We start from the raw sequence: 25543 nt of genomic DNA on the forward strand, positions 1-25543 counted from the left end.
GATACGAGAGGTCCGCGTTGAACAGGCAGCAGATCCCGGTCGTCGTCCTCGCCGGTTTCCTGGGCTCGGGCAAGACGACCCTGCTCAACCATCTGCTGCACCGCAGCGGCGGCAGCCGGATCGGGGCGATCGTCAACGACTTCGGTTCGATCGAGATCGACGCCATGTCCGTGGCCGGCCAGCTCGGCGACTCGACCGTCTCCCTCGGCAACGGCTGCCTGTGCTGTGCCGTGGACGCCAGTGAGCTCGACGAGTACCTGGAGCGGCTCGCCCGGCCCGCCGCCGGGATCGACGTCATCGTCATCGAGGCGAGCGGACTCGCCGAGCCGCAGGAGCTCGTGAAGATGGTGCTGGCCAGCGAGAACCCGCACATCGTGTACGGGGGACTCGTCGAGGTCGTGGACGCCGCCGAGTTCGACGCGACGAGGGAGCGGCACCCCGAGGTGGACCGGCACCTGGGCATCGCCGACCTCGTCGTGGTCAACAAGGCCGACCGGGTGCCCGGTGCGGAGCGCCAGCGCATTCTCGACGTCGTCCGAGGGCTCGCGGGGCGCGCGGCCGTCGTCTCCGCCTCGTACGGCCGCGTCGACGTGGAGCTGTTCTTCGACCGCGCACCCGTGGGCGAGCGCGTGGGGCAGCTCTCCTTCGACGACCTTCGCGAGGACGACCACGGAGAACACGACGGTCACCTGCACTCCGCCTACGAAAGTCTCTCCTTCACCTCCGAAGTGCCCATGGGACCGCGCCCCTTGATGGCCCTCCTCGACAGTGGCCCCGAAGGGCTTTACCGCATCAAGGGGTACGTCGATTTCGGTACCGCCGATCCGCGGAACCGGTACGAGGTCCACGCCGTGGGGCGGTTCCTGCGCTTCTACCCACAGCCGTGGGGCCCCGCCGAGCCGCGGCTGACCCAGCTGGTGCTGATCGGGTCGGGCATCGACGTACCGGCCCTGGAGAAGGAGTTGGAGGCCTGTCGCGAGTACGCCCCACAGGCCGCCGACGAGCGGAGCATGTGGGGCGTACTGCGGTACGTGCAGGAGCCGGACGAGGAAGAGGAAGCCGTCGGCGCCCCGCTCGGCTTCTAGCCGATCACAGACCCGCTCGGCTCTGGCCGATCACACCGGCCCCGCCACCGCCGCCACCGGCTTCTTGAGCGAGACGCCCGAGCCGTCGCGGCGCGGGTCGATCTCCGGCAGCTCCGCCGGCATGCCGTTGCGCTGCGCAGCCTGCGGCGGCGTCGGGCCCGTCCAGGCGAAGCTCAGACAGTCCTCGCCCTTCAAGAATCGCTGGACGCGCACGCCGTACGTGGCGCGCCCCTTGCGCGGGTACTGGTCGAACGGCGTCAGCTTCGCCGTCGTCTGTACGGAGTCGTCCAGTGTGCCGCGCGAGCCGGCCACCGTGAAGACGACCGCGTCCGTCGCCGGATCCACCGCCGCGAAGGAGATGACCTTCGCGCCGTCGGCGAGCTTGACGCCCGCCATACCGCCCGCCGGACGGCCCTGGGGGCGGACCACCGAGGCCTGGTAGCGAAGGAGCTGGGCGTCGTCCGTGATGAAGACGAGGTCCTCCTCGCCGGTGCGCAGCTCTGCCGCGCCGACGATGCGGTCGCCGTCCTTGAGCGTGATGACCTCCAGCTCCTCCTTGTTGGAGGGATAGTCCGGGACCACACGCTTGACGACGCCCTGCTCGGTGCCGAGCGCGAGGCCCGGTGAGGACTCGTCCAGCGTCATCAGGCAGATCAGCTTCTCGTCCTTCTCCAGGGTCAGCAGCTCCGAGACGGGCGCTCCTCCGGAGAGGTTGGGCGCGCTCGCCGTCTCCGGCAGCTGGGGAAGGTCCACTACGGAGAGGCGCAACAGGCGTCCGCCGGACGTGACCGCGCCCACCTCGCCGCGCGCCGTCGCCGGCACCGCGGAGACGATCACGTCGTGCTTCACCCGCTTGGTGCCGCCCTCGGCGAAGGGCTCGCCGTTGGCCGTGCGGGCCAGCAGGCCCGTCGAGGAGAGGAGGACCCGGCACGGGTCGTCGGCCACCTGCAGCGAGATCGGGCCGGCGGCGGGGGCGCCGGACGACTCGAGGAGCACCGTGCGCCGGTCGGTGCCGAACTTCTTGGCGACGGCGGCCAGTTCGGTGGAGACCAGCTTGCGCAGCTCCGCGTCCGAGTCCAGGATGCCGGTCAGCTCGTCGATCTCGCCGTTGAGCTTGTCGCGCTCCGACTCCAGCTCGATGCGGTCGAACTTGGTCAGGCGGCGCAGCGGCGTGTCGAGGATGTACTGCGTCTGGATGTCGCTGAGCGAGAAGCGCTCGATCAGGCGCTCCTTGGCCTGCGCGGAGTTCTCGCTGGAGCGGATGAGGCGGATGACCTCGTCGATGTCCAGGAGTGCGACCAGGAGGCCCTCGACCAGGTGCAGACGGTCGCGCTTCTTGCCGCGGCGGAACTCGCTGCGACGGCGCACCACGTTGAACCGGTGGTCGAGATAGACCTCCAGGAGCTCCTTCAGACCGAGGGTGAGCGGCTGGCCGTCGACCAGCGCCACGTTGTTGATGCCGAAGGACTCCTCCATCGGTGTCAGTTTGTAGAGCTGCTCCAGGACGGCCTCTGGGACGAAGCCGTTCTTGATCTCGATGACCAGGCGCAGGCCGTGCGCGCGGTCGGTGAGGTCCTTGACGTCGGCGATGCCCTGGAGCTTCTTCGAGCCGACCAGGTCCTTGATCTTGGAGATGACCTTCTCGGGACCCACGGTGAAGGGCAGTTCCGTGACGACGAGGCCCTTGCGGCGCGCCGTCACGTTCTCCACCGACACCGTCGCGCGGGTCTTGAAGGTGCCGCGGCCCGATTCGTACGCGTCCTTGATGCCGCCGAGGCCGACGATCCGGCCGCCCGTGGGCAGGTCGGGGCCGGGCACGTACTTCATCAGCGTCTCGAGGTCCGCCCCCGGGTGCTTGATGAGGTGGCGGGCGGCGGCGATGACCTCGCCCAGGTTGTGCGGGGGCATGTTCGTCGCCATGCCGACGGCGATGCCCGAAGCGCCGTTGACCAGGAGGTTGGGGTACGCCGCCGGGAGGGCGGACGGCTCCATCTCCTGGCCGTCGTAGTTCGGCTCGAAGTCGACGGTGTTCTCGTCGATCGACTCCGTCATCAAGGAGGTGGCGTCGGCCATCTTGCACTCGGTGTACCGCATGGCGGCCGGCGGGTCGTCGTTGCCGAGCGAGCCGAAGTTGCCGTGCCCGTCCACCAGGGGGAGGCGCATCGAGAAGGGCTGTGCCATGCGCACCAGCGCGTCGTAGATCGACGCGTCGCCGTGCGGGTGCAACTTACCCATGACCTCGCCGACGACGCGGGCACACTTCACGTAGCCGCGGTCGGGGCGCAGGCCCATCTCGTTCATCTGGTACACGATCCTGCGGTGCACCGGCTTCATGCCGTCGCGGGCGTCCGGCAGGGCGCGGGAGTAGATGACCGAATACGCGTACTCGAGGAAGGAGCCCTGCATCTCGTCGACGACGTCGATGTCGAGGATCTTCTCCTCGTACGACTCGTCGGGCGGCGGGGTCTTCGTGCTGCGGCGGGCCATCGCTGCTGCGGCTCCTTCACCAAGCAAGTGCGGGTTCTGACGCCGACCATTGTGGACTGTCCCACTGACAACGCCGACCACGACCCGTGCACCGGCGCTGTCACCCGCGACTACGCCGGGGGCGGAGCGGGAACTTCGTCAGGTGCTGACACGCTTGCATACAGTGGCAGGACTGGCAGCAATTGTTCTGATCCAGCGATGATCCAGCGATCGAAGGGACGTACATGCCCATGGGTCACACGGCCACAGCCGAGGCCGGCTCCGGCGGCCTGACAGCGACCGAGCACCGGCTGGCCAACGGCCTGCGCGTGGTGCTCTCGGAGGACCACCTGACCCCGGTCGCCGCGGTCTGCCTCTGGTACGACGTCGGCTCCCGCCACGAGGTCAAGGGGCGTACCGGCCTTGCTCACCTCTTCGAGCACCTCATGTTCCAGGGGTCGAAGCAGGTGCACGGCAATGGCCACTTCGAGTTGGTCCAGGGAGCGGGCGGTTCGCTCAACGGCACGACGAGCTTCGAGCGCACCAACTATTTCGAGACCATGCCCGCCCACCAGTTGGAGCTGGCCCTCTGGCTCGAGGCCGACCGGATGGGCTCCCTGCTCACCGCGCTCGACGAAGAGTCGATGGACAACCAGCGCGACGTCGTCAAGAACGAGCGCCGCCAGCGCTACGACAACGTCCCTTACGGAACGGCGTTCGAGAGGCTCACCGCGCTCTCGTACCCGGAGGGCCACCCCTACCACCACACACCGATCGGCTCCATGGCCGACCTGGACGCGGCCACCCTGGACGACGCACGCGCGTTCTTCCGTACGTACTACGCGCCCAACAACGCGGTCCTGTCGGTGGTCGGCGACATCGACCCGGAGCAGACGCTCGCCTGGGTCGAGAAGTACTTCGGGTCGATCCCCGGCCACGACGGCAAGCAGCCGCCGCGCGACGGCTCGCTGCCCGAGCGCATCGGCAAGGAGCTGCGCGAGGTCATCGAGGAGGAAGTGCCGGCTCGCGCCCTGATGGCCGCCTACCGCCTCCCGGAGGACGGCACGCGCGCGTGCGACGCGGCCGACCTCGCCCTCACCGTTCTCGGCAGCGGCGAGTCCTCCCGGCTCTACAACCGGCTCGTCCGCAGGGACCGCACGGCGGTCGCCGCCGGGTTCGGTCTGCTGCGCCTCGCCGGGGCGCCCTCGCTCGGCTGGCTGGACGTGAAGACGTCGGGCGACGTCGAGGTGCCCGTCATCGAGGCCGCCGTCGACGAGGAGCTGGCCCGCTTCGCCGCGGAGGGCCCCACTCCGGAGGAGATGGAGCGCGCCCAGGCGCAGCTGGAGCGCGAGTGGCTCGACCGGCTCGGCACGGTCGCGGGCCGCGCCGACGAACTGTGCCGTTACGCGGTCCTGTTCGGCGACCCGCAGCTCGCCCTGACGGCCGTCCAGCGCGTCCTCGACATCACCGCGGAGGAGGTCCAGGAGGTCGCCGCGGCCCGCCTGCGCCCCGACAACCGCGCGGTCCTCGTGTACGAGCCCGTGGAAGGCGCCGACGAGGGTGCCGAGGAAGAAGAGGAGGCGGCGAAGTGACCGAGGCCGCGACGATGCAGTTCCACCCCCAGCCCCAGGCCGGCACGGCCAAGCCCTGGGCCTTCCCGGCCCCCGAGCGCGACACGCTGCCCAACGGTCTCACCGTCCTGCGCTGCAACCGCCCCGGCCAGCAGGTCGTCGCCGTCGAGGTCCACCTCGAAGCACCCCTGGACGCGGAACCGGAGGGCCTGGACGGCGTCGCCACCATCATGGCGCGGGCCTTCAACGAGGGCACCGACAAGCACTCCGCGGAGGAGTTCGCCGCCGAGCTCGACCGCTGCGGCGCCACCCTCGACGCGCACGCCGACCACCCGGGCGTGCGGGTCTCCCTCGAGGTGCCGGTCTCCCGCCTCCCGAAGGCGCTCGGCCTGCTCGCCGACGCCCTGCGGGCCCCCGCCTTCGCGGACAGCGAGATCGAGCGGCTCGTACGCAACCGCCTGGACGAGATCCCGCACGAGGCCGCCAACCCGGCGCGCCGCGCGGCCAAGGAGCTCTCCCGGCAGCTGTTCCCGCCGACATCGCGCATGTCGCGCCCGCGCCAGGGCACCGAGGAGACGGTCGAGGCCATCGACTCGGCGGCGGTGCGTGCCTTCTACGAGAAGTTCGTCCGGCCCGCCACGGCCACCCTGGTCGTCGTCGGCGATCTGGAGGGCACCGATCTGGACGCCGTCCTCGCGGACACCGTCGGCGCCTGGACCGGTTCCGCGGGCGAGCCGCGCCCGGTGCCACCGGTGACCGCCGACGACCGCGGCCGCATCGTCATCGTGGACCGCCCCGGAGCGGTCCAGACGCAGCTGCTGATCGGCCGGGTCGGCGCCGACCGGCACGACCGCGTCTGGCCGGCCCAGGTCCTCGGCACGTACTGCCTGGGCGGCACCCTCACCTCGCGCCTGGACCGTGTCCTGCGCGAGGAGAAGGGATACACCTACGGTGTACGGGCGTTCAGCCAGGTCCTGCGCTCCGCCCCGGACGGGACGGGCGCCGCGATGCTCGCCATCAGCGGCTCCGTGGACACCCCGAACACGGGTCCGGCGCTGGACGATCTGTGGAAGGTGCTGCGCACCCTCGCCGCCGAAGGGCTCACCGACGCCGAGCGCGACGTGGCCGTGCAGAACCTGGTGGGCGTGGCCCCCCTCAAGTACGAGATGGCGGCATCCGTGGCGGCGACGCTCGCCGACCAGGTCGAGCAGAACCTGCCGGACGACTTCCAGGCGCAGCTGTACCGGCGGCTGGCCGCCACGGGCACCGTGGAGGCCACCGCGGCCGTCGTGAACGCCTTCCCGGAGGACCGCCTGGTGACGGTCCTCGTCGGGGACGCCGCGCAGATCGAGGAGCCCGTCAGGGCCCTCGGGATCGGTGAAGTGAGCGTGGTCACCGGCTGAGTGACGGATAACTAAACGGACAACTATGAGGACCCCGATGGCCCGTTTCGGCCACCGGGGTCCTCATATGTCCGGATTCATATGGAGGTTGCCTGTCTGCCGTGTGGCGTGCGCTACAAAAGTCGAGTTCTGTTTGTCGATTGACAGACGCCCCGATTAGCGTCGACCCGGCTGTCCGTCGCGCAGTACGCCGCATCCGCGGCACCGGGCAGTCATCGCCGAGTCCCCGTACGGCGCGAGCCAGGGGAGCCGGGGACCCACACGTCCCCTGGGGTGAATCGGGAACCTTGTCGCGAGGCGAGGGACTCGTAGGAGACCTTCCTGCTCCGAACCCGTCAGCTAACCCGGTAGGCGAGAGGGAAGGAAAGGAACACCCGCCACATGGCGTTCACCCGTGCCACCGGGAAGCACCGTCGTCCGAGCCGCATGACGCGGACCACCGCGAACGTCGCGGGTGTCGCGGCGCTCACCACCACCGGTGTCATCGGCGGTCTCGCGGGCCCCGCGCTCGCCGCCGCCGACGAAGCGGCCGTGGAGCACACCGGTCTCACCCAGGCGATATCCGTCGGCGACTCGCTCGCCGAGAGCATCGACGCGCAGGCCGCCGCGCAGCGCCAGGCCGCCGACGACGCCGCTGCCGCCAAGAAGGCCGAAGAGGCAGCCAAGAAGAAGGCCGCCGAGGAGAAGCGCAAGGCCGAGGCCGAGGCCAAGGCGAAGGCCAAGAAGGAGCGCGAGGCCAAGGAGCGCGCCGCCCGCGAGGCCGAGCGCAAGCGCCTGAACACCTACGTCTCCCCGATCTCCGGCTCGTACGTCTCCACGGGCTACCAGACCGGCGGTGCCATGTGGTCCTCCGGCAGCCACACCGGTGTCGACTTCCACGCCGCCTCCGGCACCTCGGTCCACGCGGTCGGCTCCGGCACCGTCGTCGAGGCCGGCTGGGGCGGTGCCTACGGCAACAACGTGGTCATCAAGATGAACGACGGCACGTACACCCAGTACGGCCACATGTCGTCCCTCGGCGTCACCGTCGGCCAGACGGTCACCCCGGGCCAGCAGATCGGCCTCTCCGGTTCCACCGGCAACTCCAGCGGCCCGCACCTCCACTTCGAGGCCCGCACCGGCGCGGAGTACGGCTCGGACATCGACCCGGTCTCGTACCTGCGCTCGCACGGCGTCAACGTCTGACCGACGCCTCCGCAGCATCGCACCGAAAGCCCCGGTTCCTCGTGAGCCGGGGCTTTCGCCGTTCCCGGCCGCCGTGTTCTTGGCCAAAAGATATCCATGAATTCCGGCCCGCCGTCGGAAATTCCGGCCCTCTGCAATAGAGTCACGGAACGAGCGTCGGTAGACCGCGTTGCGCGGGGATCAAAGCGGAGGTCCGGTCATGCGCGTTCCCGCGCACTCGGTATGCACGGCCATTCGGGATGACATAGTCGCCGGTGTGTACGAAAGGGGCGGCAAGCTCACCGAGGAACTCCTCGCGCGGCGCTACGGAGTCTCCCGCGTCCCCGTGCGCGAGGCCCTGCGCACCCTGGAGGCCGAGGGCTTCGTCGTCACCCGCAGGCACGCGGGCGCGTGCGTCGCCGAACCGACGGAGCAGGAGGCCGCGGACCTCCTGGAGGTCCGGACGCTGCTCGAACCCCTCGCCGCGGCCCGCGCCGCGCAGCGCCGCACGGACGCGCACCTGAAAGTCCTGCGCGGGCTCGTCAGGCTGGGCCAGGAGCGCGCGAGGAGCGGCCTGGGGGAGGAGTTGCGGTCCCTGGGCGGCTGGTTCCACGACACGCTCGGCCAGGCGTCCGGCAGCCCCGGCCTCACGGCGCTGCTCACCCCGCTCCGGCACAAGATCGCCTGGATGTACGTCGTCGAACCCTCGGCGGCGCCGGGCGAGTCCTGGTCCGAGCACGCGGCGATCGTCGACGCGGTGGCCCGCCGGGACGCGCAACGGGCGAGGGCGCTGACCGCGGCGCACGTCGAACGGACGCGTGCCTTTCACCGATTGCGCCCCGCGCGCCGTAGCGGCCGTGTGAGGGATTCGCAACATGCCGTAAACACGGTGAGCCTCCGCAATTAACGGAGGTGCCGTATATGAATGCCTGACGTTGTGCGTGAATTGCTCGACTTATTCAGGGGCATACATGCGTCGATGGGGTCACCCGTAATTCCGGGTGACCCCATCGACGTAATGCGAGGAACGTGTCCTAGACCGTCTCCGGAAGCTCCTCGAGCCCCTCGGCGACCAGCTTCGCCAGACGGTCGAGAGCGGCGTCGGCACCCTCGGCGTCGGAGGCCAGCACGATCTCTTCGCCGCCCTGGGCACCCAGGCCGAGCACCGCGAGCATCGAAGCGGCGTTGACCGGGCTGCCGTCGGCCTTGGCGATCGTCACGGGGACGCCGGCGGCCGTGGCCGCGCGGACGAAGATGGAGGCGGGTCGGGCGTGAAGGCCCTCGGCCCAGCCGACGTTGACGCGGCGCTCAGCCATGTGTTGCTGCCCTTCCAGGTGTCTCACACTTGTCTAGACCAGTGTCTCATGCCGTCGTGGGTGCTCTGCCGGGCAGAGGTCCCGGACCCGGCCGTCCTTCGACCTGTCCTAGCCTGCCCCGGCCCGGGCGGCCGCGCGACCCGTACCCTGGCCCCATGCAGACCCCGTCGGATCAGCAGGATCGACACGACTACCCGTCGCACTGGGAAGCCGATGTGGTGCTGCGCGACGGAGGGACCGCCCGCATCAGGCCCATCACGGCCGAGGACGCGGACCGCCTGGTCAGTTTCTACGAACAGGTCTCGGACGAGTCGAAGTACTACCGCTTCTTCGCGCCCTACCCGCGACTGTCCGCCAAGGACGTGCACCGTTTCACCCACCACGACCAGGTGGACCGGGTGGGGCTCGCGGCCACCATCGGCGGCGAGTTCATCGCCACCGTGCGCTACGACCGCATCGACGAGCGCGGCATGGCCGCCAGCGCCCCCGCCGACGAGGCCGAGGTCGCCTTCCTCGTGCAGGACGCCCACCAGGGCAGGGGCGTCGCCTCCACGCTCCTCGAACACATCGCGGCCGTCGCCAGGGAGCGCGGCATCCGCCGCTTCGCCGCCGAGGTGCTGCCCGCCAACACCAAGATGATCAAGGTCTTCACGGATGCGGGCTACCAGCAGAAGCGCAGCTTCGAGGACGGTGTCGTCCGCCTGGAGTTCGACCTGGAGCCGACCGACCGCTCGCTCGCCGTGCAGCGCGCCCGCGAACAGCGCGCCGAGGGACGGTCCGTGCAGCGCCTCCTCACACCGGGGTCGGTCGCGGTGATCGGGGTGGGCCGGGCCCCCGGCGGCGTGGGCCGCAGCGTCCTGAACAACCTCCAGGAGTCCGGTTACACCGGGCGCCTGTACGCGGTGAACAGCGCCTTCGGAGAGAGCGTTTCCGGAGAGGGCCACCAAGAGGGCGCGGACATCGACGGGGTGCCCGCGCACCGCTCCGTGGCGGACATCGAGGAGCCCGTGGACCTCGCGGTGATCTCCGTGCCCGCCGACCGCGTCCCCCAGGCCGTCGCCGAGTGCGGCGAGCACGGGGTGCGCGGCCTCGTGGTGCTGTCCGCCGGGTACGCGGAGAGCGGCGTCGAGGGACGCGAGCGGCAGCGCGAACTGGTGCGCCAGGCCCGGTCCTACGGCATGCGGATCATCGGCCCGAACGCCTTCGGCGTCATCAACACCTCTCCGGAGACGCGGCTCAACGCCTCGCTCGCCCCGCAGTCCCCCGCGCGGGGGCGCATCGGCCTGTTCACCCAGTCCGGCGCCATCGGCATCGCCCTGCTGTCCGGACTGCACCGCCGAGGCGCGGGCCTGTCCACGTTCGTCGGATCCGGCAACCGCGCGGACGTGTCCGGCAACGACCTCCTCCAGTACTGGTTCGAGGACCCGGACACCGACGTCACGCTGATGTACCTGGAGACGATCGGCAACCCGCGCAAGTTCACCCGCCTCGCGCGGCGCTCGGCGACCGCCAAGCCGCTGGTCGTCGTCCAGGGCGCCCGGCACAGCGGCATCGCGCCGACCGGACACGCCGTCCAGGCGACCCGGCTGCCGCACGCCACCGTCTCGGCGCTGCTGCGCCAGGCGGGCGTGATCCGCGTCGACACCGTCACCGAGATGGTCGACGCGGGACTCCTGCTCGCGGGGCAGCCGCTGCCGTCCGGGCCCCGCGTGGCCATCCTCGGCAACTCCGAGTCCCTCGGCCTCCTCACGTACGACGCGTGTGTGGCCGACGGACTGCGGCCGCAGCGGCCCCGCGACCTGACGACCGGGGCCACCCCGGCGGACTTCCGCGCCGCGCTCACCGAGGCCCTGTCGGACGACGGCTGCGACGCGGTGATCGTCAACGCGATCCCCTGGGTGGGGGAGGACGGCGCGACGACCGACCCCGAGACGCTCGCCACGGAGCTGCGGGCCGCGGCGGCCGGCTGCCCGGCGAAACCGGTGGCCGTGGTGCACGTCGAGCTCGGCGGCCTCGCGAAGGCCCTGGCCGCGGCGACCAGCACCGGACCCGACGCGCCCACCCCGCCGACCGGCAGGGAGCCGGAGACACCGGCCACCACGCAGCCGACGGCTACGGAAGCCCCCGAGCCGCCCGCCTCCGACCAGTACCGCATCCCCGCCTATCCCGCCGCCGAGCGGGCCGTCCGTGCCCTCTCCGAAGCCGTCAAGTACGCCCAGTGGCGCCGCGAGGCCGCCGAACCCGGCCGGGTGCACGAGTACGACGACATCGACGAGAACGGCGCCGCGGCGCGCATCGAGGAACTGCTCGCCGCGGACGGCGACCCGCGTGGGCTCACCCTCGCCCCCGCCGACGCCCACGAGCTGCTCGGGCGGTACGGCATCCACGTACGGCAAGCGCTTCCCGCGCCCGACCCGGACGCGGCGGCGGAAGCCGCGCGGACCCTCGGCTACCCCGTGGCCCTGAAGACCACGGCCCCGCACCTGCGCCACCGCGCCGACCTCGGCGGGGTGCGTCTCGACCTCGCCGACGAGGAGCAACTGCGGCGGGCGTACCAGGAGCTGACGGATGCCTTCGGCAAACCCGCCGAGCTGCGGCCCGTCGTGCAGGGCATGGTGCCGCGCGGGGTCGACACCGTGATCCGCGCGGTCATCGACCCGGCGGCCGGAGCGGTGCTCTCCTTCGGCCTCGCGGGCGCCGCCTCCGAGCTGCTCGGCGACACCGCCCACCGCCTCGTCCCGGTCACCGACCGCGAGGCGGGCTCACTGATCCGAACCATCCGGACCGCGCCGCTCCTGTTCGGCTGGCGCGGCTCGGCGCCCGTCGACACCCCGGCCCTCGAAGAGCTCCTCCAGCGGGTCTCCCGGCTCGTCGACGACCATCCCGAGGTGGTCGGCGTCTCCCTGGAGCCCGTCGTCGTCGCCCAGCGCGGCCTCTCCGTACTCGACGCCTCCGTGCGCCTCGCGCCCCCGCCCGCCCGCGACGACCTGGGCCCACGCACCCTTCCCGGCTACTGAGGCGCCCGCGGGGCACCGTACGCCCCGCGCCGGGCCGTAGGATGGACGGCATGGCAAAGACCGGTACGACGACCCAGGGGCTGCGCGCGGCGATCGAGCGCAGCGGCTACTACCCGGCCCTCGTGGCCGAGGCGGTGGAGGCCGCGATCGGCGGCGAGGCCATCGGGTCGTACCTGGTCCACCAGGAGACGACGTTCGACGCCAACGAAGTGCGCCGGCACGTCACCGTCCTCGTCCTGACCGGCACGCGCTTCATCGTCAGCCACACCGACGAGCAGGCGGCGGACAGCACGTCCCCGACGCCGTACGCGACGACCTCCACGGAGTCCGTCAAGATCGGCCGCATCTCCTCGGTCGTGGTCAGCCGCGTCGTCGCCAACCCCGAGAAGTACGTTCCCGGGACCCCGCCCCGCGAGGTCGTCCTGACCATCGGCTGGGGCGCCGTGTCGCGCATCGACCTGGAGCCCGCGGCCTGCGGCGACCCGAACTGTGAGGCGGACCACGGGTACACGGGCAGCTCGACCGCCGACGACCTCAGCCTGCGTGTCAGCGAGGCGGGCGACGGCCCCGACACCGTGCGGCAGACCCTCGCCTTCGCCCAGGCCCTGTCCGAGGCGACCGCGGACACCGCCCGCTGATGTCCCTTCCTGCCTGGGACGACGTACAACCGCTCGCCCTCGACACCGCTCCCGTGCCCGCGTACGGCACGGGCTCGCTCGCCGACCTGCTGCCCACCCTCGTCGCCCATCAGGGCGTCGACGGCTTCGCGCCCGTCATCCCCGAACTGGCCCCGGCCGACCGGAACTGCGTCTTCCTGATCGACGGCCTGGGCTGGGAGCAGCTCAGGGCGCACCCGGACGAGGCACCCTTCATGACCTCGCTGCTGCAGAGCTCGCGCGGCGGCACGGGGCGCCCCGTCACCGCGGGCTTCCCCGCCACCACCGCGACCTCGCTCGCCTCGGTCGGCACGGGCCTGCCGCCCGGCGCGCACGGCCTGCCGGGCTACGCGGTCCGCGACCCCGCCACCGGTCAGCTGATGAACCAGTTGCGCTGGAACCCGTGGACCGACCCGCACGCCTGGCAGCCGTACCCCACCGTCTTCCAGCGCGCCCACGAAGCGGGCGTGCACACCGCGCAGGTCTCCTCGCCGACCTTCGAGCACACCCCGCTCACCAAGGTCGCGCTGAGCGGCGGCACCTTCCGGGGCAGGGCCTCCGGAGAGGACCGCGTGGACCTCGCCGCGAAGCAACTGGCCGCCGGTGACCGTTCGCTGGTCTACACGTACTACGCGGAAGTGGACGGCAAGGGGCACCGCTTCGGCGTCGACTCCGACGCCTGGCGCGGGCAGCTCATGTACGTCGACCGGCTCGTCCAGCGCCTCGCCGAGCAGCTCCCGCCGCGCAGCGCGCTGTACGTCACCGCGGATCACGGCATGATCGACATCCCCTTCGACGACGCCTCCCGCATCGACTTCGACGAGGACTGGGAGCTGCGCGCCGGTGTCGCCCTCCTCGGCGGCGAAGGCCGCGCCCGCCACGTCTACGCGGTGCCGGGCGCCGCGAACGACGTCCTGACGGTGTGGCGCGAGGTGCTCGGCGAGCAGTTCTGGGTTGCGGGACGTGACGAGGCGATCAACGCGGGCTGGTTCGGTCCACACATTGATCAACGTGTGTACGACCGCATCGGTGACGTCGTCGCCGCGGCCCACGACGACGTGGCGATCATTGCTTCGGAGCGTGAGCCCAAGGAGTCCTCCCTGGTCGGCATGCACGGCTCCATGACCCCCGTCGAGCAGCTCGTCCCGCTCCTCGAAGTACGCTCCTGACAGGGCTCCGTCCGCCCGCTTCCCCGTCCGCCCCGAAAGGTCTTCCCCTCCCCATGCCCGAGCTGGTGTTCTTCTCCGGAACGATGGACTGCGGAAAGAGCACGCTGGCTCTGCAGATCGAGCACAACCGCTCCGCCCGCGGACTCCAGGGGATGATCTTCACGCGGGACGACCGCGCGGGTGAGGGCAAGCTCTCGTCCCGGCTCGGTCTCGTGACCGACGCGATCGAGGCGGCGGACGACTTCGACTTCTACGCCCACCTCGTCGACCACCTCTCGCAGGGCGGCCGCGCGGATTACCTGATCGCGGACGAGGCGCAGTTCCTGGCCCCGGACCAGATCGACCAGCTCGCCAGGGTCGTCGACGACCTCGGTCTGGACGTCTTCGCCTTCGGCATCACCACGGACTTCCGCTCCAAGCTCTTCCCGGGCTCGCAGCGCCTGGTCGAACTCGCCGACCGCGTCGAGGTGCTCCAGGTCGAGGCCCTCTGCTGGTGCGGCGCACGGGCCACCCACAACGCCCGCACCATAGGCGGCGAGATGGTCGTCGAGGGCGCCCAGGTGGTCGTCGGCGACGTCAACCAGTCCCGGGACGAGGTGGGTTACGAGGTGCTGTGCCGCCGCCACCACCGGCGCAGGACGACGGCGGCGACCGCGCGCGCGGGGGCCCTGTCGCCCGACGTGCTGCCGGTCGACACGGCCGCCGCCCGCGTCTGACTCAGGCGTCCGCCCGTGAGCGTACGAGGGTGAAGGCAGCCCCCTCCGGGTCCGCGACGGTCGCCATCCGGCCGTAGGAGGCCTCCCACGCGGGTTTGATGACGTGGCCGCCGAGCTCGACGACCCGCTCCACCGCCTCGTCCACATCGGCGACCTCGAAGTGCGTCATCCAGTGCGGCCCCCTGTCACGCGGCAGCGCCTGGCCGAGGCCGTGCACGGACGCGACCGGCCGGCCGTCCACGTGCAGTGTCACGTAGTCGAAGTCCGCCGAGACGACGGCCTCCACCGTGCAGTCGAAGACGTTCTGGTAGAACTTCACGACGCCGCTCGTCTCCAGCGTCAGAAGCTCGTTCCAGGTCGGCGTGCCGGGCCTGCCGACCACCGCGGTGCCCAGATGCGCCGCCGCCTGCCAGAGGCCGAACACGGCGCCCGTCGGGTCCGACGCGATCGCGAGGCGCCCCGCGTCTCCCGCGTCGAGCGGGCCCACGCCGATCGTGCCGCCGCAGGAGCGCACCGCCTCCGCCGTCGCGTCCGCGTCGTCCGTCGCCAGGTAGGTCGTCCAGGCGATGGGCAGATGGCGGTCGGCGGGCAGCCTGCCGATGCCCGCCACCTCGTGGCCGTCGAGCAGGGCCCGCACGTACGGCCCGAGTTGCTCGGGGCCCGGACGGAATTCCCACCCGAAGAGTGACCCGTAGAATTCCTGGGTCGCGGGCAGGTCGCGCGTCATCAGGCTCACCCAGCAGGGCGTACCGGGCCGGGGCCGGCCGGTACCGTCCTGTCGCACTTGCCCGAAGGGGTCCGACGAGCTCTGTCCCGACGAGCTCTGTTCAGGGGGGACCCCATTCGCCCGCGCCTCGGTCATCGTCACCCTCTCCTCGGCCTCAGTGTCGGCCGCTCGATTTCTGTTCGAATGTGCGGGCGATAGCCGCGCCGCACCGGCTTCCCGCCGTAGATGCCCGATTTATTGCTTCTCATCCGTGAACACGTGATTGCTGAGCGATGTCTCTGCATCGAACAGGGCGTGCTTGTTTCCATACGCCCCGTGTTCGGCCGTGTCCGGCGGGCAGGGTAACCGGACCTTGGCGGCGCGACTACCCCGTACGCAAGGATGGGGCCATGAATGCCATCATCTCCGTATCCGAACTCGCCAGCGAGCTGGCGGGCGAGAATCCGCCGGTCCTGCTCGACGTCCGCTGGCACCACGAGGGTTCGCTGCGCTCCGCGTACGAGGAAGGCCACATTCCGTCGGCCGTGTTCGTCGATCTCGATGCTGACCTGGCCGGCCCCGCCGGTGCGGGCGGCCGGCATCCGCTGCCGGACGTGGACCGCTTCGGCGCCGTGATGCGGGCGGCGGGCGTCTCCCAGGAACGGAACGTCGTCGTGTACGACGGTGGCCAGAACTGGGCGGCGGCGCGTCTGTGGTGGATGCTCCGCTGGACGGGTCACGCGTCCGTGCGTGTCCTTGACGGCGGTATCGGCTTGTGGACGGGGCCGCTGGAGAAGGGGGCGGGTACGGCTCCCGCAGAGGGCTCCTTCGAGCCGGCGCCGAACAGCAAGGACCTGCTGGACGCGGACTCCGCGGCGGCCCTGGCCCGCTCCGGCCTGCTCCTGGACGCCCGCGCCGCCGAGCGCTACCGCGGCGAGATCGAGCCGATCGACAGCGTGGCCGGACACATCCCCGGCGCGGTCTCGGCGCCCACTACGGAGAACGTCGCTACGGACGGCCGCTTCAAGTCCGCCGCCGAGCTGGCGGAGCGCTTCGAGAAGCTGGGCGCCGCCGACACCGCGGAAATCGGCGTCTACTGCGGTTCCGGGGTCTCTGGCGCCCACGAGGTGCTCGCCCTCGCCGTGGCGGGCATTCCCGCCGCGCTGTACGTCGGCTCGTGGTCGGAGTGGTCGGCCGACTCGGCGCGCCCCGTCGCTACGGGGCCGGACCCGCAGTAAGGCCTTACTGCTTCTCTACGGAGAGGGGGGTCGCACCGATCGGTGCGACCCCCCTCTCCACAGCAGCCGCCTGCTCGCGGCTACTCCTGCTTCTTGCGGCGCGTGCCGAAGACGATCTCGTCCCAGCTGGGGACCGCCGCGCGCCGGCCCGGTCGTACGCCGTCGGCCTCCGCCTGGCGGTCCGTCGAGCCGACGAGCCGGTCGCGGTGGCTCGCCACCGAACGCGGCATGAGCACGTCCGCGTAGGCGGCACCCGCGCCGGCTGCCGCCGGTGGCTCCTCGGCGTCCGGCTCCTGCTCGGGCTCCTCCGGGGCGGGTGCGACGGGCGTGACGGACGGCGGCAGTTCCGCGGTGGCCGCCGAGGGGCGCTCGGGAACCACCATGTCGCCGCGGAAGCTCGGCACCGCCTCCAGGAGGCTGGTCAGGGAGTCGCGCTCCTGCTCGGCGACCGCGGAGCCCGCTCCGACCCCTTCCTCCGGCGGATCGGCCGGAGGCGCGGGGATGCTCGGGCGGTCCAGCTGACGGTCCAGGGCGCGGTCGAGCGGCCGGTCCGCGGGCCGGTCCCGGGGGAGCCGCGCGATGCGCGGCACGAACGGGAAGCTGGGCTCGGGCGCGGCGATGTCGTCCGTCTCGCCGATCAGCGAACGGGCTTCCTCGTCCACGGCCTGGACGAGCCGCCGGGGCGGGTCGTACGTCCAGCACGCGGAGTGCGGCTCGGTCGCGACGCGGTAGACGAGCAGGACCTCCCAGGTGCCGTCGTCACGGCGCCAGGAGTCCCACTGGACGGTGTCCTTGTCGGCGCCACGCAGCAGCAGCCGCTCCTGGACGGCCTCGCCGAGCTGGGGCCCGGTGTTCTCGCCGGGACGGCGTACGGGAGTCTTCCTGGCGCGCTCCGCCATGAAGGCGCGCTCGGCGAGCACGGGTCCTTCGAAGCGGCGGACGCGATCGACGGGGATGCCCGCGAGCTGGGCCACTTCTTCCGCGCTGGCGCCGGCACGTATCCGTGCCTGGATGTCTCGGGGGCGGAGGTGGCTCTCCACCTCGATCTCGATCTGTCCGAGTCGGGGCCTGTCGCCGCGGACGGCCGCACGCAGCCGCTCATCGATCGGAAGCGTGTACTCCGTGCTGTCCGCAGCCTTCAGCACCAGCCGTGTGCCGTCGTTGCTGACGGCCACGACACGCAGTTCGGGCATGGGGACCTCCCGGGTGGTGCCTGCCGACGTCACGTGCGTCGCTGCTTCCGCTAGTCGAGTGTGGCCTGCCCGGGTGCAGCCTGCCACAACCTTGCCGAGTTGCCCGGCGTGTCGGGCAGGGGCCCTGGATCGCCGTTATGGCACGGTTACCTTTTCGCAACGCTAAGTGACGAGGTTCGTCACCCTGTGCAGCGAGCCCCCCACCCGGCGGTCCTGCAAGGCCCCGGGCACCCTGGCGGGAGACCGGACCCAGGGCTCGCAACAGTACTCCATTCGGGCCACGCGGGTGGACCGCCGCGCCGCCGAACTTCTCATGGAGGACGGGAGTTGGTGGCCGCCCCTGCCCTGCGCCGCTTGTGCGCGGGTGGCGCACTTCACGGAATCGGCAGAAACGGAACTAATCGCTTCGCCCATACGTCCCTGTCTCGTGCAGTCGGACGAGAAAGGCAGGCAAGGGTCGGAGATGCGTGAAAAGCCGGATTCCGGCAAGGAGTCGAAGGACCAGGGGGCGCCGGAGGAGAAGCGGCGGCTCGATCTGAGTGTGCCGCAGGTGGCCGGAAGTGCCATCGCCGCGGTCGTGGCGGCGAAGCTCGCCTCGAACCTCGGTGTCTACGGGACGATCCTCGGCGCCGGTGTCGTGAGCGCGATCGCGACCTGCGGCGGCACTGTCTTCCAGCATTTCTTCAAACGTACGGGCGAGCAGATACGCGACGTCACGGTGCAGGCCAAGCCGAAGGCACGGCAGGTGCCGGTGACGGCCGCGACGCAGGTGCCCGAGACGTTCAGGACCTCCGCCAGAACCTCCGCCTACACGGGAGCTCTTGGCGCGACGGGGCCGGTGACCACCACGTGGGGGAGGCCTGAGGCGGCCGCCCCCGGCACCGATGCCGACGCGACCGCGCTGCTGCCCACGGCCGGGGACGCGGATCCCGCGGCGGACCCCACCACGGTCCTCCCCGCCGCGGGCACGGACCCGGCGACGGTGCCGCATCCCGCGGGCGACGCGGACGCCACGACGCTGCTGCCCACGGCGGGAGCCGGTGCCGACGCCGAGCGGACGCAGCTCCTCGGGGCGGTCGACGCCACACAGGCGCTGCCGCACGACGACGCCACGCGCGTGTTGCGCGCCACGGGCCCCGGCCAGGTGCCGGCGGCGACGAGCGCCTTCGAACCCGCGCTGCCGTCGGAGGAGTTCACCGAGGGCACCACGCACCGCACGCAGGTCCGCAGCTGGAAGCGGCCGTTGATCGCCGCGGCCGTCGTCTTCGGTGTGGCCATGGCGGGCATCACCACGTACGAGCTGGTCTCCGGCAAGGACCTGAGCGGCGGCGAGGGCACCACGATCAGCAACGGAGTCTCGGGGCACAACTCCTCTTCGAGGAAGCAGTCCCCGTCCACCGACGAACCCTCCGGGCAGCCTTCGGACGACGGAACGTCGGGCACGGGTGATGGCTCCCAGGAGGGCGGCGACAACGCGTCGCAGGACCCGAACGGGACCGGCGGCGACAACTCGGGCAACGGCACGGGCAACAACAACGGCGACGGCACCGGCTCCGGTTCGAAGGGCGACACCGGAAACGGCACCGGCACGGACCCGGACAAGGACCAGGGCAAGGACGACGGCTCCGACTCCGGGGACGACGGTTCGACGACGGGCCCGACGCCCACACCCAAGCCCACCCCGACGCCCACGCCCTCGAAGGGCTCGGGCACCGGCGGCGAACCCCAGCAGGGCGGATCGCCCACTCCGTAGAGGTCACTCCGCTGACGCCACTCCGTAGACGCCCCTATGGAGGAGTGTCAGGCGCCGAGGACCCGTCGCAAGTAGTCGTTGGCGAACATGCGGTCGGGGTCGAGGCGGTCGCGCAGGGCGGTGAACTCGCCGAAGCGGGGGTACTGCTTGGAGAAGTACTCCGCGTCGCGCGTGTGCATCTTGCCCCAGTGCGGCCGCCCCTCGTGCGCGGTGAAGATCCGCTCGGCAGCCGCGAAGTACGCCTGGTACGGCGTGCCCCGGTACATGTGGACGGCGATGTACGCGGTCTCCCTGCCCGACGCCGTGGAGAGCGTGATGTCGTCGGCGGGCGCCGTGCGGACCTCCACGGGGAAACTGATCCGCAGCCGCGAGCGGTCCACCATCGCCTTCAGCTCGCGCAGGGCCGCCACGAGGGCCTCGCGCGGAACGGCGTACTCCATCTCCATGAACCGCACCCGGCGCGGGCTGGTGAAGACCTTGTACGGGATGTCCGTGTAGGTCCGCGCGGAGAGCGCCTTGCTGGAGATCTTGGCGATGCCCGGGATGGTGGCGGGGAAGGCCCGGCCCACGGAATTGACCACCTGGAAGAGGCCGTTGGAGAGCAGCTCGTCCTCCACGAAGGCGCTGACCCTGCCGGGCGGGGCCGCGGGGCCCGGGCTGCGGTTGTTGCGCTTGGTGGTGCAGTTCCCGGTGTGCGGGAACCAGTAGAACTCGAAGTGCTCGTTCTCGGTGACGAGCGCGTCGAAGTCGTCGGTGACCTCGTCGAAGGTCATCGGCTCCTCACGGGCCGTCAGGAAGAAGATCGGCTCGACGGCGAAGGTGATCGCGGTGATCACGCCGAGCGCGCCGAGTCCGATCCGCGCGGCGGCGAAGACGTCGGGGTTCTCGTCGGCGGAGCAGGTCAGGACCGTGCCGTCCGCGGTGACCAGTTCGAGGCCCGCGATCTGGGCGGCGACCGAGGCCGAGTCGCGGCCCGTGCCGTGCGTGCCGGTGCTGACGGCCCCGGAGACGGTCTGCTCCATGATGTCGCCCATGTTCGTGAGCGACAGGCCCTCCCGGGCGAGCGCCGCGTTCAGGCGCTTCAGCGGGGTGCCGGCCTCCACGGTGACCGTGCCCGCGGCGCGGTCGATGCCGCGGATGCCGGTCAGCAGGTCGGGGCGTATGAGGAGGCCGTCGGTCGAGGCGGCCGGCGTGAAGGAGTGGCCCGTGCCGACGGGCTTCGCCCGGAGGCCGTCCTCCTTGGCCCTGCGCAGGGCGGCCGCCAGTTCGTCGACCGAGGCCGGAGTGGTCTCCCGGGCCGGTCGTGCGGTGACGTTGCCCGCCCAGTTACGCCACGTCGCTGTGCTCTTCCCGCTGCCCGTGCCCGTGCTCATGGGACCCTCCCCGTTGCGGAACCGGCCGCTTCAGCCGGCGATACCCCAGGAATCCGACCGCGGCCGCGACGGCCCCGGAGATCCCCGGTACCCCGTACCCGGCCCCCGACCCCGCGGCGTCGATGACCCAGCCGGCCGCGGAGGAGCCGAGCGCGACGCCGACCGCGAGTCCCGTGCTCACCCACGTCATGCCCTCGGTCAGTTTCGCGCGTGGTACGTGCTGCTCGACGAGGGCCATCGTCGTGATCATCGTCGGTGCGATGGAGAGGCCCGCCACGAACAACGCCACGGCCAGAAACAGCAGGTTCCCGACCAGTTGCAGCGGGATCATACTCACGGCCATCGCACAGACACCCAGCAGCCACCTGGGGGCGGGCGCCCCCTTGAAGTGCACGAGGCCGAAGGCCGCACCGGCCACGCAGGAGCCGAGCGCGTAGACGGCGAGGACCAGGCTCGCCGCGGACTTGTGGCCCTGGTCCTCCGCGTACGCCACGGTCACCACGTCGATCGACCCGAAGATCGCGCCGGTCGCGACGAACGTGGCGACCAGCACCTGGAGGCCCCCGCTGCGGAGCGCCGACTCCTTGGTGTGCTGCTCGCGCGGGTGCGGCACCGGCTCGGTGGCCCGCTGCGCCGTCAGCCAGAAGACACCCACGGCGAGGAAGGCGCCCGCGAGCAGCGGTCCGGCCTCGGGGAACCACACCGTGGAGAGCCCGATCGAGATGATCGGCCCGAAGATGAAGCAGACCTCGTCCACCACCGACTCGAAGGAGTACGCCGTGTGGAGCTGCGGGGTGCCGCGGTACAGCACGGCCCAGCGCGCCCGGATCATCGAACCCACGCTCGGCACGCAGCCGACCAGCGCGGCGAAGACGAACAGCGTCCAGTCGGCCGTCTCGAACTTCGCGCAGAGCAACAGTCCCGCGACCGCGGCCAGGGACACCAGCGTCGCGGGGCGGAGCACGCGGCGCTGCCCGTACCGGTCGACGAGCCGGGAGATCTGCGGCCCGATCGCGGCCGCCGACAGCGCCACGGTCGCCGACAGCGCGCCCGCGAGGCCGTACCGCCCGGTCAGCTGGGACACCATGGTCACGATGCCGATGCCCATCATCGACAGCGGCATGCGGCCGAGGAACCCGGCGGTGGAGAACGCCTTGGTGCCGGGGGCGGCGAAGAGGGCGCGGTAGGGGCTGGGCACGTGGACTCCGCTGAAACGCCGGGACGGCTCCCGAGAGGAGGAACCCCGGTAAGGCATGAAGATGGCCGATACAGCCTACGGCTCCCGCGGGGCTCGACGCACCGTGATTTTCGGGGTCGGCGCACTGTGATGTCCGGGACCGGTAGACCGAGATCTCCGGGGTCGGTACACCGAGATCTCCGGGCCTGACGCAGTGTGACTTTTCCGGACGGCGGAGGCCGTTTTCCGCCTGTCAGTGGCGGGTGGCAGGATCGGATACATGTCCGATGCGCTGGATCCCACTCCGTACGACGCCCTGCTGCTGCTCTCGTTCGGCGGCCCCGAAGGCCCCGACGACGTCGTCCCGTTCCTGGAGAACGTGACGCGCGGGCGCGGCATCCCCAAGGAGCGGCTCAAGGAGGTGGGGCAGCACTACTTCCTGTTCGGCGGGGTCAGCCCCATCAACGACCAGAACCGCGCCCTGCTCGACGCCCTGCGCAAGGACTTCGCGGAGCACGGCCTCGACCTGCCGGTCTACTGGGGCAACCGCAACTGGGCGCCCTACCTGACCGACACCCTGCGCGAGATGGTCACCGACGGCCACCGCCGCATCCTCGTCCTGGCCACCAGCGCGTACGCCTCGTACTCGGGCTGCCGTCAGTACCGCGAGAACCTCGCCGACTCCCTCGCCGTCCTGGAGTCCGAGGGCCTGGAGCTGCCGAAGATCGACAAGCTCAGGCACTACTTCAACCACCCCGGCTTCGTACGTCCCATGATCGACGGAGTCCTGAAGTCCCTCGCCGACCTCCCCGACGACGTGCGGGACGGCGCGCACCTCGCGTTCACCACGCACTCGATCCCGAACGCGGCGGCGGACACCTCCGGCCCCGTCGAGGACCACGGCGACGGCGGTGCGTACGTCAAGGAGCACCTCGACGTAGCCCGTCTCATCGCCGACGTCGTCCACGAGGAGACCGGCACCGAGCACCCCTGGCAGCTCGTCTACCAGTCCCGCAGCGGCGCCCCCCACATCCCGTGGCTGGAGCCCGACATCTGCGACCACCTGGAGGAGCGGCACGCTGCCGGAGCCCCCGCCGTGGTCATGGTCCCCATCGGCTTCGTGTCGGACCACATGGAGGTTCTGTACGACCTGGACACCGAGGCCGAGGCCAAGGCGGCGGAGCTCGGTCTCCCGGTCCGGCGCTCGGCGACCGTCGGGGCCGACCCGCGCTTCGCCGCCGCGATCCGGGAGCTGGTCCTGGAGCGGGCCGCCGCCGAGAGCGGCGCACCCGTGAGCCCCTGCGCCCTGGGCTCTCTCGGCGCGAGCCACAACCTCTGCCCGATCGGCTGCTGCCCCGCCCGCACCCCGAAGCCCGCCGCCGCGGGCGCCGACAGCCCGTACGCGTAAGGACCCCTCCCGTGAACGACGTGACCGACCTGAACGACGTGACCGACCCGACCGGCCTCAAGGCCGAACTCCTCGCCGTCGCCCTGGAGGCCGCACACCGCGCGGGGACCTTCCTGCGCGACGGGCGTCCCGACGACCTCGGCGTGGCCGCCACCAAGTCCAGCGCCGTCGACGTCGTCACCGAGATGGACATCGCCTCCGAGAAGCTGATCACCGACTTCCTCGCGGAGCGCAGGCCGGCCGACGGCGTCCTCGGCGAGGAGGGCGCGAGCTCCGAAGGGAGCAGCGGCGTCCAGTGGGTCGTCGACCCCATCGACGGCACCGTCAACTACCTGTACGGCCGCCCCGACTGGTCCGTGTCCATCGCCGCCCGCAAGGACGGTGAGACGCTCGTCGGGGTCGTGCACGCCCCGATGCGCGGGGAGACCTACCGCGCGGTCCTCGGCGAGGGCGCCCACATCAACGACATGCCCGCGCGCGTGCGCCCCGCCCCCTCCCTCGACCAGGCCCTGGTCGGCACCGGCTTCGGGTACATCGCCGAGCGCCGCGCCCAGCAGGCCGAGGTGGCCCGCCACCTGATCCCGCGGGTGCGCGACATCCGGCGCGCCGGATCGGCCGCCATCGACCTGTGCGACGTCGCGGTGGGCCGGCTCGACGCGTACTACGAGCGGGGGCTCAACCCGTGGGACTTCGCGGCGGGCGACCTCGTCGCGCGGGAAGCGGGCGCCCTGACCGGTGGCCGCCCCGGGGAGCCCCTTTCGAGCGAGCTGAGCATCGCTGCACCGCCCGCCCTCTTCGAGACGCTCCAGGGCCTCCTGGAGGAGCTCGGCGCCTGGCACGACTGAGGCACCCGCGTCCGGCGGACACCTCACCCTGCGGACACCTCACCCTGCGGACACCGCGTCCGGCGGACACCGCACCCGCGTAGACAGAAGGGCCCCGACACCTCATCCAGGTGCCGGGGCCCTTCTGTTCAGTTTCTCTGGGCTCGGTCAGGCGTGGAGTGCGCCCACCTCGACACCGTGCTCGGCGGCCAGGCGGTGGAGATCTTCCAGCTCCGCCAGCTCGACCTCGGCAAGGAAGTCGTCTCCCGTCTCACGGGCCTTCGTGAGGTCGGACTCCGTGGCCTCTATGCGCTGCAGAAGACCTGCGGTGAATGCGTCCATGGTTGCGCCCCCTCGGTCGGGTCGTGGGTCGATGGCACGGGGGTGTGCCCTCAAAGAAGGGGCGATCACGTCTCAAGCCGCTCTGGGAAAGCGGTTCGTGGCGCGCCACATACAAAGCGTGATCGCGGGTGTAAGGCCGTCCTCCCCTGGCTCCCTTCACCAGAAACCTCAACCGCCCGAGAAAATCCGGCATTCCCGTGGCCCGAGCACGTCGACAGGCCGTCTTACAGCCGGTTTATGGCCGAAAGGGGCAGGATGGAGCCCTACCCCAAGACAGACCTGCCCGCAGGGGCACAGAGGAAGGACAGCGACGTGCGCGTACTCGTCGTCGAGGACGAGCAGCTGCTCGCCGATGCGGTGGCCACCGGACTGCGCCGGGAGGCCATGGCCGTCGACGTCGTGTACGACGGCGCGGCCGCCCTGGAACGCATCGGCGTCAATGACTACGACGTCGTCGTGCTCGACCGGGACCTCCCGCTCGTCCACGGCGACGACGTCTGCCGCAAGATCGTCGAGCTCGGCATGCCGACCCGCGTCCTGATGCTCACCGCGTCGGGCGACGTCAGCGACCGCGTCGAGGGCCTGGAGATCGGCGCGGACGACTACCTCCCCAAGCCCTTCGCCTTCAGCGAGCTCACGGCACGCGTGCGTGCCCTCGGACGGCGCACCAGCGTGCCGCTGCCGCCCGTCCTGGAGCGCGCCGGGATCAAGCTCGACCCCAACCGCCGCGAGGTCTTCCGCGAGGGCAAGGAGATCCAGCTGGCCCCCAAGGAGTTCGCCGTCCTCGAAGTGCTGCTGCGCAGCGAGGGTGCCGTCGTCTCCGCGGAGCAGCTCCTGGAGAAGGCCTGGGACGAGAACACGGACCCGTTCACCAACGTCGTCCGGGTGACCGTCATGACCCTGCGCCGCAAGCTCGGCGAGCCCGCCGTCATCGTGACGGTGCCGGGCTCCGGCTACCGGATCTGA

21 protein-coding genes and 1 riboswitch are annotated in these 25543 nt (G+C 71.3%); of the genes, 14 read left to right on the top strand and 7 right to left on the bottom strand.

The genetic code is table 11. The features are described 5' to 3' along the window. Positions 1-17 precede the first annotated feature (17 nt). A complete protein-coding gene (locus AC07DO_RS15370; RefSeq protein WP_479059908.1) occupies positions 18-1085 on the top strand; it encodes a CobW family GTP-binding protein in 1068 nt (355 codons plus the stop codon). A gap of 30 nt (positions 1086-1115) precedes the next feature. On the opposite strand, the gene AC07DO_RS15375 is transcribed toward AC07DO_RS15370, so the two are convergent. Beyond that, complete coding sequence (locus tag AC07DO_RS15375) at positions 1116-3572, bottom strand: DNA gyrase/topoisomerase IV subunit A (RefSeq protein ID WP_479059910.1); 2457 nt, start codon at positions 3570-3572, stop codon at positions 1116-1118. A gap of 224 nt (positions 3573-3796) precedes the next feature. On the opposite strand from AC07DO_RS15375, the gene AC07DO_RS15380 reads away from it, so the two are divergent. The 4 genes from AC07DO_RS15380 (at position 3797) to AC07DO_RS15395 (ending at position 8596) form a co-directional block, all read left to right on the top strand. Beyond that, positions 3797-5143, top strand: a complete 1347-nt coding sequence (locus AC07DO_RS15380) for a M16 family metallopeptidase (protein WP_479059912.1) — start codon at positions 3797-3799, stop codon at positions 5141-5143. Then, entirely contained in the window at positions 5140-6525 is a 1386-nt protein-coding gene (locus AC07DO_RS15385) for a M16 family metallopeptidase (protein ID WP_479059914.1), read from the top strand. The genes AC07DO_RS15380 and AC07DO_RS15385 overlap by 4 nt, the downstream gene beginning before the upstream one ends. Positions 6526-6731: 206 nt before the next feature. Then, a riboswitch (cyclic di-AMP (ydaO/yuaA leader) is annotated at positions 6732-6894 on the top strand. Between the two features lie 12 nt (positions 6895-6906). Beyond that, positions 6907-7710 (top strand): M23 family metallopeptidase, encoded by an 804-nt coding sequence (locus AC07DO_RS15390; RefSeq protein WP_150215757.1) that lies wholly within the window; start codon positions 6907-6909, stop codon positions 7708-7710. A gap of 199 nt (positions 7711-7909) precedes the next feature. Further along, the gene (locus AC07DO_RS15395) at positions 7910-8596 is read left to right on the top strand and encodes a GntR family transcriptional regulator (protein WP_479059915.1); all 687 of its coding nucleotides are present in this window, start codon (positions 7910-7912) and stop codon (positions 8594-8596) included. 127 nt (positions 8597-8723) lie between these two features. Here AC07DO_RS15395 and AC07DO_RS15400 read toward each other — a convergent pair whose 3' ends face one another. Continuing rightward, positions 8724-9005, bottom strand: a complete 282-nt coding sequence (locus AC07DO_RS15400) for an HPr family phosphocarrier protein (protein WP_479059917.1) — start codon at positions 9003-9005, stop codon at positions 8724-8726. A 155-nt stretch (positions 9006-9160) separates the two neighbouring features. Here AC07DO_RS15400 and AC07DO_RS15405 point away from each other — a divergent pair, with 155 nt between their 5' ends. Genes AC07DO_RS15405 through AC07DO_RS15420 form a run of 4 tightly spaced genes read left to right on the top strand, consistent with a single transcriptional unit; the run spans position 9161 to position 14563 of the window. Then, positions 9161-12022, top strand: coding sequence for a bifunctional acetate--CoA ligase family protein/GNAT family N-acetyltransferase (locus AC07DO_RS15405; RefSeq protein WP_479059919.1), 2862 nt, complete (start codon positions 9161-9163; stop codon positions 12020-12022). 50 nt (positions 12023-12072) lie between these two features. Beyond that, positions 12073-12660 carry a DUF5998 family protein gene (locus tag AC07DO_RS15410; protein ID WP_268773899.1) on the top strand — a complete coding sequence of 196 codons (588 nt, stop codon included), beginning with the start codon at positions 12073-12075 and terminating at the stop codon, positions 12658-12660. Next, positions 12660-13847, top strand: coding sequence for an alkaline phosphatase family protein (locus AC07DO_RS15415; RefSeq protein WP_479059924.1), 1188 nt, complete (start codon positions 12660-12662; stop codon positions 13845-13847). The genes AC07DO_RS15410 and AC07DO_RS15415 overlap by 1 nt, the downstream gene beginning before the upstream one ends. A gap of 53 nt (positions 13848-13900) precedes the next feature. Beyond that, on the top strand, positions 13901-14563 hold the full coding sequence (locus AC07DO_RS15420) for a thymidine kinase (RefSeq protein ID WP_479059926.1): 663 nt from the start codon (positions 13901-13903) through the stop codon (positions 14561-14563). 1 nt (position 14564) lies between these two features. Here AC07DO_RS15420 and AC07DO_RS15425 read toward each other — a convergent pair whose 3' ends face one another. Continuing rightward, on the bottom strand, positions 14565-15290 hold the full coding sequence (locus AC07DO_RS15425; protein ID WP_479060692.1) for a VOC family protein: 726 nt from the start codon (positions 15288-15290) through the stop codon (positions 14565-14567). A gap of 389 nt (positions 15291-15679) precedes the next feature. Here AC07DO_RS15425 and AC07DO_RS15430 point away from each other — a divergent pair, with 389 nt between their 5' ends. Then, positions 15680-16507 carry a sulfurtransferase gene (locus tag AC07DO_RS15430; protein ID WP_479059928.1) on the top strand — a complete coding sequence of 276 codons (828 nt, stop codon included), beginning with the start codon at positions 15680-15682 and terminating at the stop codon, positions 16505-16507. Positions 16508-16587: 80 nt separating this feature from the next. Here the strand turns inward: AC07DO_RS15430 and sepH are convergent, their stop codons facing one another. Beyond that, on the bottom strand, positions 16588-17700 hold the full coding sequence (gene sepH, locus AC07DO_RS15435; RefSeq protein WP_479059930.1) for a septation protein SepH: 1113 nt from the start codon (positions 17698-17700) through the stop codon (positions 16588-16590). Positions 17701-18163: 463 nt separating this feature from the next. Here sepH and AC07DO_RS15440 point away from each other — a divergent pair, with 463 nt between their 5' ends. Beyond that, entirely contained in the window at positions 18164-19453 is a 1290-nt protein-coding gene (locus tag AC07DO_RS15440) for a hypothetical protein (protein WP_479059931.1), read from the top strand. 47 nt (positions 19454-19500) lie between these two features. On the opposite strand, the gene AC07DO_RS15445 is transcribed toward AC07DO_RS15440, so the two are convergent. Both AC07DO_RS15445 and AC07DO_RS15450 read right to left on the bottom strand, forming a co-directional pair. After that, on the bottom strand, positions 19501-20826 hold the full coding sequence (locus tag AC07DO_RS15445) for a D-arabinono-1,4-lactone oxidase (RefSeq protein ID WP_479059933.1): 1326 nt from the start codon (positions 20824-20826) through the stop codon (positions 19501-19503). Continuing rightward, positions 20780-22024 carry an MFS transporter gene (locus AC07DO_RS15450; protein WP_479059935.1) on the bottom strand — a complete coding sequence of 415 codons (1245 nt, stop codon included), beginning with the start codon at positions 22022-22024 and terminating at the stop codon, positions 20780-20782. Before AC07DO_RS15450 ends, AC07DO_RS15445 begins: the two co-directional genes overlap by 47 nt. A 259-nt stretch (positions 22025-22283) precedes the next feature. Between AC07DO_RS15450 and AC07DO_RS15455 the strand changes: the two genes are divergently transcribed. Together AC07DO_RS15455 and AC07DO_RS15460 are read left to right on the top strand one after the other, a co-directional pair. Continuing rightward, positions 22284-23411, top strand: coding sequence for a ferrochelatase (locus AC07DO_RS15455; protein ID WP_479059936.1), 1128 nt, complete (start codon positions 22284-22286; stop codon positions 23409-23411). A 29-nt stretch (positions 23412-23440) separates the two neighbouring features. After that, positions 23441-24256, top strand: a complete 816-nt coding sequence (locus tag AC07DO_RS15460; RefSeq protein ID WP_479060693.1) for an inositol monophosphatase family protein — start codon at positions 23441-23443, stop codon at positions 24254-24256. A gap of 147 nt (positions 24257-24403) precedes the next feature. Here the strand turns inward: AC07DO_RS15460 and AC07DO_RS15465 are convergent, their stop codons facing one another. Beyond that, positions 24404-24577 carry a hypothetical protein gene (locus AC07DO_RS15465; RefSeq protein ID WP_361731879.1) on the bottom strand — a complete coding sequence of 58 codons (174 nt, stop codon included), beginning with the start codon at positions 24575-24577 and terminating at the stop codon, positions 24404-24406. A 312-nt stretch (positions 24578-24889) separates the two neighbouring features. Between AC07DO_RS15465 and AC07DO_RS15470 the strand changes: the two genes are divergently transcribed. Next, complete coding sequence (locus AC07DO_RS15470; protein ID WP_055563081.1) at positions 24890-25543, top strand: response regulator transcription factor; 654 nt, start codon at positions 24890-24892, stop codon at positions 25541-25543.

Source organism: Streptomyces sp. NPDC045678 (genome assembly GCF_056432085.1).

Coding starts and splice junctions, on each gene's coding strand:
- AC07DO_RS15445 (WP_479059933.1), bottom strand. CDS start 20,826: ATGAGCACGGGCACGGGCAGCGGGAAGAGCACAGCGACGTGGCGTAAC.
- AC07DO_RS15405 (WP_479059919.1), top strand. CDS start 9,161: ATGCAGACCCCGTCGGATCAGCAGGATCGACACGACTACCCGTCGCAC.
- AC07DO_RS15425 (WP_479060692.1), bottom strand. CDS start 15,290: ATGACGCGCGACCTGCCCGCGACCCAGGAATTCTACGGGTCACTCTTC.
- AC07DO_RS15380 (WP_479059912.1), top strand. CDS start 3,797: ATGCCCATGGGTCACACGGCCACAGCCGAGGCCGGCTCCGGCGGCCTG.
- AC07DO_RS15400 (WP_479059917.1), bottom strand. CDS start 9,005: ATGGCTGAGCGCCGCGTCAACGTCGGCTGGGCCGAGGGCCTTCACGCC.
- AC07DO_RS15420 (WP_479059926.1), top strand. CDS start 13,901: ATGCCCGAGCTGGTGTTCTTCTCCGGAACGATGGACTGCGGAAAGAGC.
- AC07DO_RS15415 (WP_479059924.1), top strand. CDS start 12,660: ATGTCCCTTCCTGCCTGGGACGACGTACAACCGCTCGCCCTCGACACC.
- AC07DO_RS15395 (WP_479059915.1), top strand. CDS start 7,910: ATGCGCGTTCCCGCGCACTCGGTATGCACGGCCATTCGGGATGACATA.
- AC07DO_RS15440 (WP_479059931.1), top strand. CDS start 18,164: ATGCGTGAAAAGCCGGATTCCGGCAAGGAGTCGAAGGACCAGGGGGCG.
- AC07DO_RS15430 (WP_479059928.1), top strand. CDS start 15,680: ATGAATGCCATCATCTCCGTATCCGAACTCGCCAGCGAGCTGGCGGGC.
- sepH (WP_479059930.1), bottom strand. CDS start 17,700: ATGCCCGAACTGCGTGTCGTGGCCGTCAGCAACGACGGCACACGGCTG.
- AC07DO_RS15375 (WP_479059910.1), bottom strand. CDS start 3,572: ATGGCCCGCCGCAGCACGAAGACCCCGCCGCCCGACGAGTCGTACGAG.
- AC07DO_RS15455 (WP_479059936.1), top strand. CDS start 22,284: ATGTCCGATGCGCTGGATCCCACTCCGTACGACGCCCTGCTGCTGCTC.
- AC07DO_RS15410 (WP_268773899.1), top strand. CDS start 12,073: ATGGCAAAGACCGGTACGACGACCCAGGGGCTGCGCGCGGCGATCGAG.
- AC07DO_RS15390 (WP_150215757.1), top strand. CDS start 6,907: ATGGCGTTCACCCGTGCCACCGGGAAGCACCGTCGTCCGAGCCGCATG.
- AC07DO_RS15465 (WP_361731879.1), bottom strand. CDS start 24,577: ATGGACGCATTCACCGCAGGTCTTCTGCAGCGCATAGAGGCCACGGAG.